This window comes from Clostridium saccharobutylicum DSM 13864 (assembly GCF_000473995.1).
Lineage (GTDB): Bacteria > Bacillota > Clostridia > Clostridiales > Clostridiaceae > Clostridium > Clostridium saccharobutylicum.
In genome coordinates, this window is the sequence record NC_022571.1 from 1,836,990 (window position 1) to 1,854,815 (window position 17,826).

The 17,826-nt window shown below is 28.0% G+C and carries 19 protein-coding genes and 2 pseudogenes; 17 read left to right on the forward strand and 4 right to left on the reverse strand.

Annotation, left to right across the window (positions count from 1 at the left end; all coding sequences use genetic code 11):
• Positions 1–251: 251 nt before the first annotated feature.
• Positions 252–551, reverse strand: coding sequence for a TIGR04076 family protein (locus CLSA_RS08010; protein WP_335618191.1), 300 nt, complete (start codon positions 549–551; stop codon positions 252–254).
• Positions 552–643: 92 nt separating this feature from the next.
• On the opposite strand from CLSA_RS08010, the gene CLSA_RS08015 reads away from it, so the two are divergent.
• Complete coding sequence (locus CLSA_RS08015) at positions 644–1,327, forward strand: Crp/Fnr family transcriptional regulator (RefSeq protein WP_022745110.1); 684 nt, start codon at positions 644–646, stop codon at positions 1,325–1,327.
• A 120-nt stretch (positions 1,328–1,447) separates the two neighbouring features.
• On the opposite strand, the gene CLSA_RS08020 is transcribed toward CLSA_RS08015, so the two are convergent.
• Positions 1,448–1,975 carry a flavodoxin family protein gene (locus CLSA_RS08020; protein ID WP_022745114.1) on the reverse strand — a complete coding sequence of 176 codons (528 nt, stop codon included), beginning with the start codon at positions 1,973–1,975 and terminating at the stop codon, positions 1,448–1,450.
• A 127-nt stretch (positions 1,976–2,102) separates the two neighbouring features.
• On the opposite strand from CLSA_RS08020, the gene CLSA_RS08025 reads away from it, so the two are divergent.
• From CLSA_RS08025 to CLSA_RS08035, 3 genes are all read left to right on the forward strand, one after another.
• The gene (locus CLSA_RS08025; protein ID WP_022745117.1) at positions 2,103–2,804 is read left to right on the forward strand and encodes an FprA family A-type flavoprotein; all 702 of its coding nucleotides are present in this window, start codon (positions 2,103–2,105) and stop codon (positions 2,802–2,804) included.
• 37 nt (positions 2,805–2,841) lie between these two features.
• A complete protein-coding gene (locus CLSA_RS08030) occupies positions 2,842–3,219 on the forward strand; it encodes a DUF488 domain-containing protein (RefSeq protein WP_022745119.1) in 378 nt (125 codons plus the stop codon).
• Positions 3,220–3,385: 166 nt separating this feature from the next.
• Positions 3,386–3,997: a hypothetical protein gene (locus tag CLSA_RS08035; protein ID WP_022745122.1), complete on the forward strand. Its 612-nt coding sequence runs from the start codon at positions 3,386–3,388 to the stop codon at positions 3,995–3,997.
• Between the two features lie 183 nt (positions 3,998–4,180).
• Here the strand turns inward: CLSA_RS08035 and CLSA_RS08040 are convergent, their stop codons facing one another.
• Entirely contained in the window at positions 4,181–4,480 is a 300-nt protein-coding gene (locus CLSA_RS08040) for a hypothetical protein (protein ID WP_041716185.1), read from the reverse strand.
• 324 nt (positions 4,481–4,804) lie between these two features.
• Here CLSA_RS08040 and CLSA_RS08045 point away from each other — a divergent pair, with 324 nt between their 5' ends.
• The 11 genes and pseudogenes from CLSA_RS08045 (at position 4,805) to CLSA_RS08090 (ending at position 14,854) form a co-directional block, all read left to right on the forward strand.
• Positions 4,805–5,635, forward strand: coding sequence for an ABC transporter substrate-binding protein (locus CLSA_RS08045; protein WP_022745125.1), 831 nt, complete (start codon positions 4,805–4,807; stop codon positions 5,633–5,635).
• A 338-nt stretch (positions 5,636–5,973) separates the two neighbouring features.
• Positions 5,974–6,147 (forward strand): hypothetical protein, encoded by a 174-nt coding sequence (locus CLSA_RS23075; RefSeq protein ID WP_022745128.1) that lies wholly within the window; start codon positions 5,974–5,976, stop codon positions 6,145–6,147.
• A 33-nt stretch (positions 6,148–6,180) separates the two neighbouring features.
• Positions 6,181–6,801 carry an HAD family hydrolase gene (locus CLSA_RS08055; protein ID WP_022745130.1) on the forward strand — a complete coding sequence of 207 codons (621 nt, stop codon included), beginning with the start codon at positions 6,181–6,183 and terminating at the stop codon, positions 6,799–6,801.
• Positions 6,802–6,950: 149 nt separating this feature from the next.
• The gene (locus CLSA_RS08060; protein WP_022745132.1) at positions 6,951–7,346 is read left to right on the forward strand and encodes a MerR family transcriptional regulator; all 396 of its coding nucleotides are present in this window, start codon (positions 6,951–6,953) and stop codon (positions 7,344–7,346) included.
• Between the two features lie 85 nt (positions 7,347–7,431).
• Positions 7,432–8,076 carry a flavodoxin family protein gene (locus tag CLSA_RS08065; protein ID WP_041716187.1) on the forward strand — a complete coding sequence of 215 codons (645 nt, stop codon included), beginning with the start codon at positions 7,432–7,434 and terminating at the stop codon, positions 8,074–8,076.
• 188 nt (positions 8,077–8,264) lie between these two features.
• Positions 8,265–8,720 (forward strand): AraC family transcriptional regulator, encoded by a 456-nt coding sequence (locus CLSA_RS08070; RefSeq protein ID WP_022745134.1) that lies wholly within the window; start codon positions 8,265–8,267, stop codon positions 8,718–8,720.
• A 595-nt stretch (positions 8,721–9,315) separates the two neighbouring features.
• A complete protein-coding gene (locus CLSA_RS08075) occupies positions 9,316–10,983 on the forward strand; it encodes a tannase/feruloyl esterase family alpha/beta hydrolase (protein ID WP_022745136.1) in 1,668 nt (555 codons plus the stop codon).
• A 219-nt stretch (positions 10,984–11,202) separates the two neighbouring features.
• A complete protein-coding gene (locus CLSA_RS08080; RefSeq protein ID WP_041716517.1) occupies positions 11,203–11,445 on the forward strand; it encodes a hypothetical protein in 243 nt (80 codons plus the stop codon).
• 294 nt (positions 11,446–11,739) lie between these two features.
• The gene (locus CLSA_RS22450) at positions 11,740–11,886 is read left to right on the forward strand and encodes a hypothetical protein (RefSeq protein WP_022745139.1); all 147 of its coding nucleotides are present in this window, start codon (positions 11,740–11,742) and stop codon (positions 11,884–11,886) included.
• 388 nt (positions 11,887–12,274) lie between these two features.
• Positions 12,275–13,857: pseudogene (locus tag CLSA_RS08085) on the forward strand (P-loop NTPase family protein).
• Between the two features lie 742 nt (positions 13,858–14,599).
• On the forward strand, positions 14,600–14,854 hold the full coding sequence (locus CLSA_RS08090) for a hypothetical protein (protein WP_022745142.1): 255 nt from the start codon (positions 14,600–14,602) through the stop codon (positions 14,852–14,854).
• 359 nt (positions 14,855–15,213) lie between these two features.
• On the opposite strand, the gene CLSA_RS08095 is transcribed toward CLSA_RS08090, so the two are convergent.
• Positions 15,214–15,540 carry a hypothetical protein gene (locus CLSA_RS08095; RefSeq protein WP_022745145.1) on the reverse strand — a complete coding sequence of 109 codons (327 nt, stop codon included), beginning with the start codon at positions 15,538–15,540 and terminating at the stop codon, positions 15,214–15,216.
• Positions 15,541–15,747: 207 nt separating this feature from the next.
• On the opposite strand from CLSA_RS08095, the pseudogene CLSA_RS24255 reads away from it, so the two are divergent.
• Both CLSA_RS24255 and CLSA_RS08105 read left to right on the forward strand, forming a co-directional pair.
• Positions 15,748–16,499 (forward strand): annotated as a pseudogene (locus CLSA_RS24255) (phage antirepressor KilAC domain-containing protein).
• 387 nt (positions 16,500–16,886) lie between these two features.
• Positions 16,887–17,729, forward strand: coding sequence for an ABC transporter substrate-binding protein (locus CLSA_RS08105; RefSeq protein WP_022745148.1), 843 nt, complete (start codon positions 16,887–16,889; stop codon positions 17,727–17,729).
• Positions 17,730–17,826 lie beyond the last annotated feature (97 nt).

A 17,826-nucleotide genomic window follows, 5' to 3' on the forward strand; every position in this document is an offset into this window, starting at 1 on the left:
AATAAACATCACAATACCAATAAATTCTAAATGCTTACTATGTTCTTTGGTTATTTTTCCCTGACTGTTTTTTAATGCATACATGATCTAATATGATCTTTATACAAGAATTTATTTGAAAATAATTCTCAAGTGAAATTTTATATCATTGAATATATATTGTCAATGATATATTTTATATTTTTTAAGTAAATTTCAAAGAATAGCAGGGGCTATAGAAAAATTATATATAGAATTCATAGTTGCCTTCTTTATTCAACAATTTCCAAACGAAATACATTGATAATGTCGACATCAGGACAGCAAAAACGGAATTCACCATTTGATGTGCATGGTAGCGTTCCACCATATCTGAGAATATCTACATAAGGGAAGGCAACATGCATTGCCATTGGACAAATCTTTCCGCGGTCTGTGTCATAATCAAAGCTTTCACCTATTTTATGCCCTCTATGACATGTTCCAGAGCCTATTTTATCTACTAAAGTAATTTTAATTTTTGGTTTTTTCATTATATGCACCTCTCTTTTTATATAGTTTACTTTATACATAAAATAAATATGTTGCACTTGCAACATACTAATAGGATGTTAAAATAGAAATAAACGCTTTTGAGTAGAATAAATTTCGGAGGTTCTAAGTTATGCAAAATTTGTGTAAAGAATATATTCCAGATTTACAGTCAATGTATTTGTTCCATGGCATAGATGATAAAGAAATGGAGTCAATGCTTAATTGTCTTGGAGCATATATAAAAGAGTGTAAAAAGGATCAATGTGTTATTCTATGTGAAGATAATGTAGATTTTGTAGGAATTATATTATCAGGAAAAGTTCATATGATTCGAGAAGATTTATGGGGTAATAGAACATTATTGGTATCCATGGGAAAAGGAGAACTATTTGGCGAGAGTTTTTCTTGTGGAGCTGTTAGAAATGCAACAGTATCATTTTGGACTTCTATTGACTCAAAAATTTTGTATTTGTCATTTAGTCGAATTATGCAATCTTGCTCTATGGCATGCAAATTTCATCATAGATTAATAGAAAATATGGTAACGCTAATTGCAAAAAAAAATGTGGCGTTAATGGATAAGGTAGATATATTATCGAAGAAAACTTTACGCGAAAAAATCTCAACCTACTTATTACAAGAAGCGGGGAAACAGAATAATCCTTATTTTGATATTACTTTAGGTCGTGTACAATTAGCAGAATACCTTTGTGCAAATCGAAGCGCATTGACAAGAGAATTAAATACGATGCGTAATGAAGGATTGATTGACTATGATAAGAACTCGTTTCATATTTTGAAAAGTTTGGAATAAAAATATGCACTGATATAGTTAGAAGCTATATCAGTACATATTTTATTGGAATTATAAAAGAAATTATTGACTAGTTATAATGCTCTAAAACAAATAGACTTGTTATTTATTTGATTGTGCCTAATCGTTAGAATCTTGTAAGTATGAGTTTAAAAAATCAATAGCGTTTTTAATATCAGTTTCATTTGGATGATTTTGTGATTCTATATGTCTTGCATATCCATCATCATCTAAATGATGTGGGTGATGAGCAGGAAGGTTTCTTCGATGTTCCGTGCTAAATGGAAATACAGCGCCCTGACTTAGAAAAACATCTATACACAAGTTTTCTTCATTGATATATTCGGTAATATTTTTTTTTATTTTATACCCATAATCGGAATCTGGGTAATGACCACATGTACCAATAGCAAGGAAGGGTATATTTTTGTATTGAGCTAACAGTTTTTTACTGTCATCATCTAGAGAGGCGCGCCTGCACCAAAAGCAAAGAATATAAAATTGTGCATTAGTAAGAGTTTTCATTATCATACAAGAATCCTGCATGACGACGGAATAATCTTTCTGTTCTAAATCCATTTTTATAGCATCAGCAATTTTCTGAGTATTTCCAGTAAGAGAAGATACAAATATAGCAATATCTTTCATAATTAATGTCTCCTTTTTAATCAATGTTCATATTTATTTTATGAAAAAGAAGTATCTATCACGTTGCATACGCAACATAACAGGTACTTTTTTTATTATATGATGAAGAAAAGGAAGGGGGATTGTTATGGTTTATCAGATAGCAGAAAATATATTTGCAATAGGAAAGACTATTATTAAGCCAGATAAACAATTTTCATTTATGGCGTATCTGATTAAGGGGAAGGTGAATGTGTTGATTGACACATTACCATTACGTTCTGCAGAATTGCTGTGTCAAGAAGTGAAAAAATTGTTGAAAAATGAAAGACTGGATTTTTTGATTCTGAATCATTCAGAGGAAGATCACAGCGGAGCTCTTTTGACTATGAAAAGAGAGTATCCAGAAATGGTGATCTATTGTACAAATGAGTGTCAGGAAAGAATTTCAGAACAGTTAACAGAAATGGAGTGTCATATTGTGACTTCAGGAGAAAGAGCTGTGCTGGGAGATCATGTTTTTCGTTTTATTAAAACATCTGGATTACATTGGAATGATAACATGGTTACTTATTTTGAAAAAGAAGAAATTTTATTTTCTAATGATTTATTTGGACAACTGCTTGCAAGTGAACCTCCACTTGATAGTGGATGCACGGAGGATGTTTTTATAAGGGCGCTTGATGCTTACTATACAAGAGTGTTCTCGGAAGCAACTAGTGAACAGAAGGAAAATGCCATTTGTCTTTTAAATTATTCAATTCGCATGATAGCACCTGGTCACGGAGTGTTGATAGAAAAGATGTTACAACCTACTTTGAATTTTTATCAGAAGGTTCTGACAGTATAGATGTGACAGAAAAGTAAGAACCTATTGAGGATTTTATATGAATGAAATAAAGATAAAAAGAATCTATGAACAAACAGTTTTATCCGATGGATATCGTATATTAGTAGACCGTATCTGGCCGAGAGGATTAACAAAAGAAAAAGCAAAAATATACAGTTGGAAAAAGGAAATAGCACCATCGACAGAACTACGATGCTGGTTTGGACACAATAGTGAAAGATTTCCAGAGTTTGTAGAGAAGTATGAAGAAGAACTGAGAGTGAACAGAGAATCATATTTGTTTAAAGATGAATGTGAAGAGTTATTACTGTTAGATAATATAACATTCGTGTTTGCAGCGAAATCTCTCAATGAAAATAATGCTGCTGTTTTAAAAAGATGGGTTTTTAGAAATATTAATAATATTTTGTTATAACAACAGAAATACTTTGTTTTCAGTGTGAACAGACATCATGTTGTACTGTATGTAAATGATTTGGTTCTTGAAAATCTTAAGAAGCTTGATTTTAATCAGAGACTGATAATCGAGAATATGCTGAAGATATTGAATAAATAAATAAGGATTTAACAAGGAGGAATATATGAGCGCATTTTTAGGACCTATTCATACCTGGCTATATAACAAAATAAAATTCCAGGATGAACTAGTAAAAATAATAAGGAATGTTGTGTCACAAAAAGGATATGAGGATGAGCTACTTTCGCAGCTCGATCATAGATATGGAACATTAGAAAAGGGAGAACTTGCAGATATTATTGATGAAAATAATATTCATGGATGGTTACAGGAAAGAATTACAGTTGTAGAAAACCAGCTTGCATTTCTTGTTACAATTGTTACAGATGAGCATCCAGAAAGAATTATAGATATCAATGATGCCGTATATGAATTTGGAAAAGAACATTCTGTACAAAAAGGAATTTCTATAAAAGAGGCATATGGTTACTTAGACAATTTACTACTGAATGGAATGCCATGCGATAGAGTTAATGAGGTTACAAATGAAGATGAGAACAGCATTGCTTGGAATCAAACAGTAGATATCCATAAGTCTTATTGGGATATGATTCATGGAAATGTTGATTATTATTATGCGATTAGGAAAAGTTTGATTGTGGGGATTATAGGGAATAGTGGAATTGTATATAATCAAATTGGTGAGCAGACGTTTGAGCTTAGAAAAGAAGAATAGATGCATGGTATAGATTTGTTAGTGGAAGAGCAATAACATATTTTAGGAATAAGTAGAACAGGTGCTCCAAAGGGAGTAACTGTTTTCACATATGGGTATAGTAATATATTGAAATTATTATTATGGTAACATTATAAAAAAAGATTATTTTAAAAAGGCTAGTGATTTTCTAGCCTTTTTATATTACAGTAAATTGCTAGCTTCTTCAACGAGCTGCTTACCGTGTTTGGTAAGTATATATTTTTTTTCACTTCGTATTGATTTTAAATTGTTGACGTTTACAATAAAATGACATTCTTCAAGATCTTTAATAGACGCTTTTACTATCTTTGAATGTTTATTTGCAAACTTTGAAAGTATATCAAGTTGATTTAATGAATTATATGGGTAGAGATGATCTAAGATTTTATTTGCATAATACTTATGACTTTTTTTTATCTTTCCGTATAACAAATGATAAAATGTTAATTGTCTATTATCCATTTAACTCCTCAAATATAATGATGTTACTTAAGTATATGAATAGATTTGCATGGCATATTCATACTTGAAATAAAAAACTTGTTATTTTTGCTTAGATAACATTAAAACATATAAAAAAATTTCTCAATAATTCAAATCATTTTTTATTATTCTAAGTAATTAACTAGCTCAAACTGAGTTGAACAAAATTAATTATAAAATACATAATCTGTAGATTTGAAGTAACAATCAATAAAAATGTTTTTTAAAATGCGAATAAGTTATATTTAGATTCCAAACACTAACTATAAAAAAGGATTAACGTTTTTAAGGAGATTTTTATTTATGAAAAAAATATTCACTTTAATTGTTATTATAGCTCTTATTATAATAATTGGATGTGATTCAGGTAGTAGTAAAATTACAACAGCAAATATTGTACCAGTAGAGGATAGGTTACAAACAATAAGAGAAAAAGGAGTATTAACTATTGCTTCGCCAAATGACAAACCTTTTGTCTATATAGATCCTAAAACAAATAAGCTAAGTGGAATTGACGCTGATATAATAGCTGAAATTGCAAAGAGACTTGGAATTAATAGAATTGAACAAAAGGAAATATCATTTGCAGATCTATTAACAAAATTAAATGCTGATGATAGTATAGATCTAGCAACAGATGGTATATATATAACTCCTGAACGTGAAGAAATAGTATCATTTACTCAACCACTATATAGGGAATCAGAAGCTGTTATTGTTCCAAAAGTTTCAAAAATTAATTTTAAGGATGATTTGAAAAATGCGGTGGTTGGAGCTGAAAGAGGTACAAAATTTGCAGATTTGATAGAAGATTGGAAGAAAAATAACTTAGTAAAAGATGTGATGTTTTTCGAAGACACTAACAAATTATTGGATGCTATAAGTAAGGGAGAAATTGATGCAGGCGTATCTGATTCTACTTTGGTAAAATATCTTTTGAAAAATCAGGATTTTTTTTTAAAGACATTACAAGGCTATAATCCTGAAATACATGGAACTGCAGGAATAGCAGTTAAAAAGAGTGATGTTACATTATTAAATGCTCTAAATGAAAAAATTAATGAGATGAAAGCAGATGGTACATTGTATGCCATTCTTGTAAATAATGGATTGGATAGAAATAATATAATTTAAAACTAATGGAATTGTTTAAAATGTAGATTTTCTTTTGCTTGAAGTATATTAATATCTTCTTTTTATTAAGAAATGTAATAATTTAAACTTATAGAATATAAATAGAAAGCAACATTTCATAGGGGTATGATATGTTGCTTTCCTATATTTATAGGGTAAATATTTATGAAAAAAGATCATTAGTGGTTTTATAAGATTATTATAATATGACATTGTGTCATAGAGATGGCAAATTTAGACTTATTAAAAATCCAACAATATTATATTTACATAATATGTTATAATTAGCCAAAGGATAGATTGTAATTTATTAGTGGCATATTTAAGGAGAGGGAAAAATGCAAATTAATAAAATATTAACTGTTGATTCTTTGGAAGAATATAAAGAAGTTTTACTAAATATTGGCGCAACTATGATTAAAGATATTCAAAAAGTAGCAACAGGGTGGAATATGACTGTAAAACATAAAGATGGAATTGTTGTAGAATACGTACAGCGTAATGTGGATTAGAATCTTTAAATTTATTATAGGAAGTGAATTAATATGATTAAAGCAATATTATTTGATTTTGATGGGGTACTAACTACGGATGCAACTGGTTCAGAATCGATATGTAATTATATTTGTATGAAAACTGGATTGAATATAAAAATATTTGAAAAAGAGTATTTCAAATATAATGATGATCTTTTATATGGAAAAACTACTCATGAAGAAATTTGGAAAAATTTATGTGAAGGACTAAACACCCAAATTGACATGAATATCTTATATGAATCATTTATAAATACACCTATAGATAACCAAATGATGAAACTTATAGATGGGCTAAAAAAGCAGAATTATAAAGTAGGCATGGTTACTGATAATAAAAAAGATCGCATACATAGCATTGTTCAGTATTATAATTGGGACAAGGTATTTGATGCAATTGCAATATCAGCAGAAATTGGTTCTGGAAAAGAATTTAATACAATTTTTGAGAAAACTATAAATTTGATGAATGTAGATGCAAATGAGTGCTTGTTTATTGATAATCAAGAAAAAAATCTTATAATTCCTAAGAAAATTGGAATGAACGTTATTTATTTTGATCATGAAAAAAGAAATTATGAAAAGCTTGTTGAAGAATTTAAGAATTTATATTCTATAAAATTAGATTAGCTTTTATTAATAGTAAGACAAGTGTTATTAAACAAAATAATTAATAAATTTCTTAAATAATGCAATGATAGATTGAGGATTAAATTGAAAAAAATATATAAAAAATGATTTTATGAAGATTGAATAATGCTATATAAAGGAGAAGAAATTTGAATAAATACACCAGAAAAGATTTAGCAGAATTATTTAACATAGGAAAAGAAACTTTGCGATATTATGAAAATATAAATTTATTACCTAATCCAACTAGGAATGAAAATGGTTATAGAGTTTATACTGAGGAAGATTTATTAAGAATCAAATTTATTGTTCGAATGAAAAAATATGGATTTAGCTTAAGGCAAATATCTGACTTAATTAAAAGTGTTAGTAATGAGAAATGCGCTCATCAAGATAGTCTAATAAATTATATAGATAATAAAATAATTGAAGTTGAAAATCAAATTAAAGAGTTGTATCAATTGATAGAATTATTAAATGGAGTAAAGGAAAATAAGCATTTAGGTGAATGTGACTTTTTTAAATCTTTAGTAAATAATGATTGACATTGTTCTATACTACAACCATTACACTATTAATAAAGATGATTTCATAATTAACTTTTATAAAATAGGAAATGGGGTTATACACATGAATGTAATTGCTATTAATGGAAGTCCAAGAAAAAAAGATAATACAGCAATTTTGCTAAATAAAGCTCTTGAGGGAGCAGCTTCAAATGGAGCAGAAGTAGAAATGATCAATTTATATGACTTTAACTATAAAGGATGTAGAAGTTGTTTTATGTGTAAATTAACAAATGGTAATAGTTATGGGCAATGTTGTATTAACGATGAAATAAGTTCCATTTTAAATAAAATTAAGAATGTAGATGCTATAATTCTTGGTTCACCAATTTATTTGGGATTAATTACAGGTGAAATGAAATCTTTTATGGAACGATTAATTTTTCCTTATCTAGTTTATGATGAAAATTATTCTTCGCTCTTTCCTAAAAGAATTTCAGTAGGATTAATCTATACATTTGGAGTTGATGAACAAAAATTGGAACAAACAAAATGGAAAGAACCTCTTAAATATAATGAATTTTTAATAGAAAGATTTTTGGGAAAAGCAGAATCAATTTTTGTAACTGATACATATCAATTTGATGATTATTCAAAATATGTTTCAACAGCTTTTGACGCTAACAAAAAATTAAAACGTAGGAAAGAAGTGTTTCCACAAGATTGCAAAAAGGCATTTGAGCTGGGAAAAAGATTAGTTCAGATGTAAAAAAATAATTATAAGTTAAGTTTCAGATCTTTTTGGAGTTATTAAATATAAAAGTTAAAAAATGTTACAACCTATTAAACACTAAATAGTAATTTGGAAATTTTAAAAAATATGTTGAAATACATTTTAAAGGATTATATGATGAATTTAGGCATCGATGTACTTTATTAAAATAAAGAAGGTAAATTATGATTATTAATATTGAAATGATACCATCATATAAAATTGCTTATATACGAAGAACAGGGCCTTACGGTTTAGAGAATGTGTCAATAATGGAACAATTAAAAAGTTGGGCTAGAGAAAAAAACTTATTTAATGAAAGTTCAATCATATTAGGAATAGTTAAAGATAACCCTAAATTCACAGAACCTAAAAATTGTCGTTATGATACATGTTTAGTTGTTTCAGATGAATTTGAGGTTGATACTGAGTATATTAATGTGGGAAAAATTATTGGTGGAAAATACTGTGTATTTAAGATAAATCATACGGTAGATGCTATACAAAAAGCATGGATGGAGATATTTTCGGAGTTATCAAAAAGAAATTACGAAATTGATGATAGAAGACCTATCCTTGAACGCTATGAAATACAGATGATAAACAAGCATTTCTGTGAAATTTGTGTACCAATATTATAAAAAAATATTGAGATAAATTTCAATTTATGTAATTGAAAAATGATTATAATATAAAATTTAACTATTTAGTTTTAATATTAATTTATAAAGACTTTAAAGGCGATAAACACTTAAAATAAAATGTTTATCGCCTTTATTGAAGCTGTTTTATCAGAATCATCGATAGAATTATGAAACTGGATGTTTAAAGCCTTTTTTACAAATTTAATGGAACATCTTAACTAAGAGGTATAGGTTGTTATATATTTTATTTACTTAAAGAAGAAACTATGAAATTTATAGATAAATTAAAATAATCTCTTTCTAAGTTTGATGATGGAGCATAATTAAAAGAAATTAAAATTGATTTACCTAAAATTAAAAACATAACGAGTTTTTATAAAAAAATTATTATAAAACTTATTGAATATTAGTCAAAATTAGTATAATATGTTTGCATATAGAAAAGTATGCTAAGGTTTACATTAAGTATAAATAAAAATTTGATAATTTATGATTTTATTAATCTTATATTAATATAGGAGGGAGTGTTACAGTGGTTAGACATCAAATAAAACTCTGACAGTACCAGTCAAAAGTAAGGAGTGACGAAATAATGAAAATTTCAAAGAAAAGTTGGACCACAGTAGGTGCTTTTGCTACTAGTTGTATGTTCATGTTTAATGGAGGTAGCGCAGTATCAGCTGCTAATGCAAACGATTTTATGGCTTTTGCTACACCATCATACACTAATCCAAAAGATTTTAAAATTTCTGATACATCAAGCAATTTTACGATACCAGCAGAAATTGATGCATCGAAAATAGAATTGCCTACATCAGGCGCTACGATCAGTTCAGCAACTATAGTGAAATCTGATGAAAAGGATAATCTGAATGGAGAATACTGCAAGGTATTAGGTGCAATCCATCCAGTAGATAAAACTGCGCCAGATATTAACTTTCAGGTTAACCTTCCTGTAAAATGGAACAGTAAAATATTACAATATGGTGGCGGTGGATTTGATGGTGCTCTGGTTAGTGCTGATAATGGATATTACGGGCAAATGGTTTCAGATCCAACACCTTTGGCTCAAGGGTATGTGACATTTGGTAGTGATAGTGGTCATGTAAATTCTTCATATTGGGATAGTAAATGGGCGCTTAATGATGAAGCCTTGAATAATTTTGCCTCTGACCAGTTAAAGAAAACAAAAGATACCGTACTAGAAATAGTACAGGCTTTTTATAAATCCAAGCCGTCTCAGGTATATTTTGTTGGTGGCTCTAATGGCGGACGAGAAGCGTTGAAGGTTGTGCAACGTTTCCCAGCAGAATATAACGGCGTTATTTGCTATTTTCCTGTATTAAACTGGGTACCTAAGGCAATTGCAGATAGCAGGAATGGAGATGATGTAAAAGCTAATAATGGAGCAGGTTGGATCAGCCCTGAACAGTATAAGCTTGTTAATCAAACCATCCTTGGAATAGATGATGGACTAGACGGCGTTAAGGATGGCATAATAAGCAACATTTACGGAGCTGAAAAAAATAAGGATGAAGTTTTAAAAGCTTTAAAAAATATATTATCAGATGCGCAGATAAAAACATTAGAAACATTTGCTTCACCTATGAAATTTAATTATCCTCTTGCCAATGGATTAACCACTATGCCAGGATATCCTGTTTTTAAGGGAGCTCCTTTAGCCGATAGGTTTCTAAGCCAATATGGTACAGCACCAACTGCAAGGGATGGTGTAATGGCAGAAGCTGGGGATGCTGTTATTAAAAATATGATAGTTCGAGATGATAATTTTAATCCTGAAAATTTTGATCCAGATAAATGGCATGATAAAGTTGTAAAAGCTTCAGAATTACTTGATGCTACAAATCCAGATATCTCAGCTTTTAAAGATAACGGAGGAAAATTGATTCTTATTCATGGAGCAGCAGATCAAATTGTTACCTTCCAAGGCACAATTGACTACTATAATCAATTGACTGACAAGTTTGGTAAAGATCCTCTTGGTAAGTTTGTAAAATTCTATATGGTTCCAGGAAATGGCCATTATAACTCAGAAACCTGGAATATGCAATCCGACATATTAGGCGCATTGGATCAATGGGTAGTAAATAATAAATCTCCTGAAAATTTGATTGTAACAGATGGGTCTGAAAAGACTGCAGGCCGCACACGTCCGCTTTTAGAATATCCTGCTTATCCAGAGTACAAAGGAAGCGGAGATGTAAATTCCGCTGAAAGTTTTATTAGCGTTACCCCTTAATGAAATGGAAAGAGCTTATTTTATTATATTTAGGAATTGCATTTTGTTTTCTTCTTGCCATAAATATTCTTCAGAATATGCTCCAAAAATGCGGAGTTGGATAGTAATGTTAAAAAGTATTATTTGTTTTTAATGTTGTTTTACAGCACAGAACATATATCAATAATAGCAGCAGATAAATTTTTAAAAGCTGAAAATAAATTATGGAGTGTGTTGGGGATGATTAAGGATGAAATTAAAATTAAATCAGAACAAGGAGAAATCTTTGATAAAAAGCAGATAGCTCTTGCTATTAAAAATTCTACTTTTAATGATGAGCTTAGGTGCTCTTTACTTGATGATGGAATATTAGATAAATGTGTAGGGTGTAGTTTGAAATATATTTGTGATGGAATTGATCAAGTAGTTGATGATTATGTTGACAAAACTACAGAAGTTATAAATAATTTTAGTTTTGAATAAGTAAATGAAACATACAAATATAAAGATCCAAAACATTTATTCATAATTATATATATAACAACAGCTCCAAGGATAAAAAAATAACCTTGGAGCTGTTAAGCGTTTGATGTTTTATAGTATAGGGAATATTATTAAGGAGTTTTTTGAGAATATTTTTATAATGACTTATAATGGATTTGTTTAGAAAAGCTAAAACTAAAGAAGAACAAGATTTTTATGTTATGCTTTCTAATTTAGTACTTAAAAGAGAAGCCCAAATGTTATAGGTAAGTAATATGGCAACATATACAATACTTGCAGGAGTTAATTTATTTATATGGTGAAATTAATATCTATGATAATACTAATATATTTAAGTTAATTGTGTGTATAAGAAATGGTAGAGTAATTTGGAGTGATGAAAAGTTGCCAGATTGGATAAAAAAGATAATAGAATTATAATAGCTAAATTGTATCAAAAATTTAGCCTAATCATCTCAAATAAGAACTAGAATTTTAATACAATGTAAAGCCACTGATTTCAGTGGCTTTCAGTGTTTATTTGGACAAAAGGTGGTGGAAAATTTTAAGTTTTCATCTTAAATTTATAGAGTTTTATGTTGGAATGTACACTTTTCGAGAAAATAGAAAACTGGTATATAGTACAGAAAATGAAAGCATTGCTATAGGGAAAATTAAACATATTCGAATTAGAATGGGTATATAATGAAAAAGTCAACGGATTATTGGGATTAGATTTTTTAAGTAGCTCCTTATGCTTTAATTTGTTTTAATGGTTAAATTAAATATAGATATGATAAAATAGCAACATAGAGTATGGTGAGAAATTTTGGAGAAAGAGTTTAATATAACAGGTACGTGTATTCCACAAATGCATTATATGGTAGACATATCTGATAAATTAAAAGAAACTATGAAACTCATAGATAAAGGAAGATATTTCATTATAAATAGACCAAGACAGTATGGGAAAACTACAATATTTTATTTATTAAATAAACAATTAAAAAATAGTAAAGATTACTTACCTATAAAAATAGTTTTGAAGGCATAGGAGATGTAGTCTTTGAAGACGAAGAAAGTTTCTCAAAAGCATTTTTAGAGATAGTATCAGAAAATTTATTATTAAAGGATGAAAAGTTAGCCCTATTTTTAGAAGAAGAAATAAACAAGGTTAAAAAATTAAAGGATTTATCTAGTGCAATTACAAAACTAATTATTAAAGCCAATAAAAAGGTTGTACTTATGATAGATGAAGTAGATAAAAGCAGTAATAATCAATTATTTTTGAGTTTTTTAGGGATGCTTAGAAATAAGTATTTACTAAGAAATGAGGAAGAAGATATTACTTTTCATAGCGTAATATTAGCAGGTGTTCACGATGTTAAAAGTTTAAAGATAAAAATAAGACCAGATGATGAGCATAAATGCAACAGTCTTTGGAATATAGCTTCTGATTTTGATGTGTATATGAACTTCTCAGTTGAAGAGATAGGTACAATGCTTGATGATTATATTTCAAATAAAGGAGTAAATTTAGATAAAAGCTATTTCTCACAAAGGCTTTATTTTTATACTTCTGGATATCCATTTTTAGTAAGCAAACTATGTAAAATAATAGACGAAAAGATAATGAATGAAAATGAATTGAAATGAGAAAAAGTATATATGGATATGGCTGTAAAGGAATTGCTAAAAGAAAAGAATACTAATTTTGATAGTCTGATTAAAAATATAGAGAATAATAAAGACTTGAAGGAATTGGTAAAAAGGATAATTTTAGATGGCTATGAAATTAGTTATAATGAAGATAATTTTATTATAACTATGGCAATTATGTATGGAATATTCAAAAATAACAATGGAAGAGTCAAGATTCATAACAGAATATATGAGCAAAGAATATATAATTATATGAGCTCACTAATAGAAACTACAAGCAACTTAGGATTTTATAATGAAAGATCAAAATTCATAAATGCAAATGGCGATCTAGATATAAAGAAAATACTTATAAAATTTAAGGAATTTATGAAGCATGAGTATTCAGAAAAAAGAGAAGTTTTTTTAGAGGATGATGGAAGATTAGTATTTCTAGCTTTTATAAGTCCTATAATCAACGGAACGGGTTTTGCGTTTAAAGAAGTAAAAGGCGGAGATGAAAAAAGATTTGATATAGTAATAACATACAATAAAAAGATGTATATTATAGAACTTAAAATATGGAGGGGGGAAGAGTATCATAAAAAAGGTCTAATACAGCTTGGAGAATATTTGCAGCAGTATAGTTTAAGTAAAGGCTATCTTCTAATATTTGATTTTAGAAAAACTAAAAATGTATCTGGAGAAATGAATGTAATTGATGTTGAAATTAATGGGAATAGTAAAAAGATAACAGAAGTGTATTGTTAGTAAAAAAGGATGCTTGCAAAGATTTTAAAAATTATTTGCAAGCATCCTATTATTTTTATTCAAATTTATATATGAATGTTTTACCTAACTATATTACAATAGACGAATCTAGGGAGAATAAGTGTGGATAATTCATATTTAGAGGAATATTATTAAGTCAATGTAGTAGAGCTTCTTAAGAATATGGAATATAAATACATGAGCGTTCGTATGTCTAATTGGAAGAGGAGAAAAGGTTGGATGGATTGAATTATGGACTATGGAAGAAATTATAAAAGCAATTAGGGAAATTAATAAGAATAAGATATCTTATATACTTAATAATTTATCATAATATAAAGAATCACTTAATAAAGACTAATGTAGTAAATCTTTTGCGCTTGAAAAAACCTCAGGAATTTTAATTTTTAAATAGTATTTTATATAGTAGAGAGGATTAGATTAACTTTCCATTAAGTGAAAAAGGAAAATAAATTATAATAAAATATAATTTATAATAAAACCAAAATAGGAACAAATGTTTAAAACAAGTACTTCTTCCTATTTTTATATATTATCTAATGCTATTCTATAATGGAAAAAAGGAGGGAAAAAATATGTTGCTTAGCTATAATGTTAAAAATTTCCCCATACATATATTCCAAAGAAAGTTTTAGGGGATAAGCATTGAAAAATAGAAGTTTAATTGTTAATGATGATAATAAAATATATGTTTTAGAAAATTAATAATGAGGTATGGAGAATGTATAATAAAAATATTTTGGATAAATTTAATAAAGAAGAGATTATTATTATTCCGGATTCTGAGATATTTGTATCATATAAAAGTAATCCATTGTTTGTTTTAATATTGAGTCAATTTGGAAAACTAAAAAATGAGATTAGTAGTAACGATTATTTTTTGATTTTTGATATATCTGCAAGTGGTATCAAAAATAGTGACATAGGTGATTATGCATATGATGATTTTTTTGGAATGTATAAAGATAAATTGTAGTGACATACCTGATTTAGCAAATGAACAATTAATACAAGCATTAAATAAAATATAAATTTTGAAATAATGATGCTCTTCAAAAATTTTTTACTATTGTTAAAATATTGTGACAAAGTAGTGAGTTTGAAATATATTATAATTTAAGACATGCAGTTTAATTAAAGCTGCATGTCTTAAATTGTGTAAAAAGGCTTTAAGCAAGGAATGAAAGAAGTAAATTAGCTGTATTAAATTTTAAAGTAATTATTCAGAATGTGTAGATATTGGAAAATAGTAATACAAGAAATTTTATAAAGTAAGAAAGTGAATATACTTAATATAGTGTTTAGAATTGCACTAAACACTATATTAGTAAATTTTTAAAGAGGAGAAAAAGATATTTCGCCAGTACCAACCAGTATTAGAATATCCCCTTCTCCAACAGGACCAAGTTTTACAATTTCATTGGGGGTATTAAATTGTAAAAATGTTTTTTGATTACCATTAGAATCAATTACTATTACAGTAAGAGGCTTGTTGGCAGTTATCAGTTTACCTGTAATATAATTTCCAGTATATTGAGTCATATTATAGATGCCTTGTGTATAAGTTGTTGCAATAGGAAGTGGTTGTGCTTGTGCTTGTGGGATTTTAACAAATGTAAATATAGATATTAAAAAAAATATTAAAAACTTCTTTATTTTCATAGCAGCACCTCCATTTTATTAGTATTTTGTTTTCAAAATTAGAATATACACTCTATTGATAATTAAAGTATCAATAATCTTTTATTTCACAATACTGGCATATAGCGTAAAACTACAAAAAAGTTAAGAATAAATTTATGCATAGAAAGTTAACTATTAATAATTTGGAATTGAGATATATAAAATTTGTAGAAAGGAGATTAACAAATGGAGGATTTGAGAATTTTCAAAAATGAAAGATTTGGAGAAATAAGATGGGTAAAAGTTAATAATAAAGATTATGCAGTGGGAATTGATATTGCTAAAGCATTAGGATATAAAAATGCGAGAGATGCAATTTCAAGACATTGCAGGGGTGTCGTGAAGCACGACATGGGGGTGGTTACTAGAAAGAGAAAAAATGGAACTGATGCTATTCAAAATATAGAAATGAGTGTGATTCCAGAAGGTGATATATATCGATTGGTGTCAAAATCAGAATTACCAGGAGCAGAAAAATTTGAATCATGGATTTTTGATGAGGTATTACCGGAATAAGAAAAACAGGAATGTATGCAGCAGATGAATTATTAAATAATCTTGATTTACTTATTACTGAAGTTACAAAGTTAAAAGAAGAAAGGGAAGCAAGATTAAAAATTGAAAAGAAAGTAAAGCTACTAGAACCAAAAGTACAATTTTATGATGATGTTGCAGGATCTAAAGACTCTATTGAAATGGGTCATGTTGCAAAAGTTCTTGGAATTAAAGGAATGGGAAGGAATAGACTATTTTTATTACTAAGAGATAAAAAAATCTTAGACAAAAACAATATTCCTTATCAGCAGTTTGTAGACTGTGGCTATTTTCGAGTGTTGTAGCAAAAGTACACAGTATCAAATGGACAAATTAGGATAAATGTAAAAACAATGGTATTTCAAAAAGGGGTAGATTTTATCATGAGAAAGATTAGAGAGTAGTAAATTGACTTAAAAGTATAATAATTATATTCAATTGCTAATTTAAAAGTTGAATTTATATGAACTACCTCAAAATTAAATGAGGTAGTTTTTTAAAAAATTAATTAAATTAATAGTGAATTACGTAATCAGTAAAAATTTTCTCTGCATTTGAAAATCTTTCATTTAATTATTGATTTCACGCAGTAAATTTAGAAAATGATCTTTTAAAATTGAATAATGTGTAGTGTAGTGATTATTGTTCTCATTGAAGCAGCTTTAAAGGTTAGTATAAAAGGCAAAGTATTATTCTTTAAAGTTTGAGCTTTTTTCAAACGTGGATAATTTTATTTCAATCACAGATAATAACTATAAAAATAGTTGTCATTTTAAAGGAGAGTTCTATTTATGAAAAAAAAATTCACTTTAATTGTTATTATAAATCTTATTGGAATAATAATTGGTTGCGGTGCAAGTGCTATGGGAGCTACAATAGAAAATCAAGCAATAGAAAAAGATAAATTGCAAACAATAACAGAAAAAGGAGTAATAACTGTTGCTTCAGGATACGGTGTTCCATTTTTTTATATAGATTCTAAAACAAATCAGATAAGTGGAATTGATGCTGATATCGTAAATGAAATTGCAAAGCGACTTGGAATTAAAAAAATTGAAGCCAAGAAAGTGCAATTTTCAGAGTTATTAGACAAACTAAATACTGATGACAGTATAGATATTGCAGCTAGTGGAATATATATAACTCCCGAGCGTGAAAAGATTGTGGCATTTACACAGCCTTTGTATAAAGAAACAGAAGCCGTTATTGTTCAAAAATTTTCTAAAATTAATTTTATGAGTGATTTAAAAAATGCAGTAGTTGGAGTAGAAAAAGGAACAGCATTTGAATATTTAGCAAAAAGGTGGAAGGAAAATAACTTAATAAAGGATATAGTGATTTTTGAAAATTCATCTGAATTATTGAACGCTATAAATAACGGAAAAGTTGATGCAGGTATATCTGATTCTGTTGTTGTAAACTACTTATTATTAAAGAATAAAAACCTTTCAGTAAGAACGCTAGAAGAGTATACTCCTGAAATATCTGGATCTATAGGAATAGCAGTCAGAAAAGATGAAATTTCCTTATTAAATGCATTAAATAAAACAATTAATGATATGAGAGCAGATGGTACACTATATGCTATTCTTGTAAAAAATGGATTGAATAAAAATAATATGATTCAAAACTAGTTAATCTTTTAAAATTGAATAATGCTAAGTTTACATAATATGATATAATGAACATATAATTGTAAATATTTAAAAATGTTTGCTGAAATTATTTTGG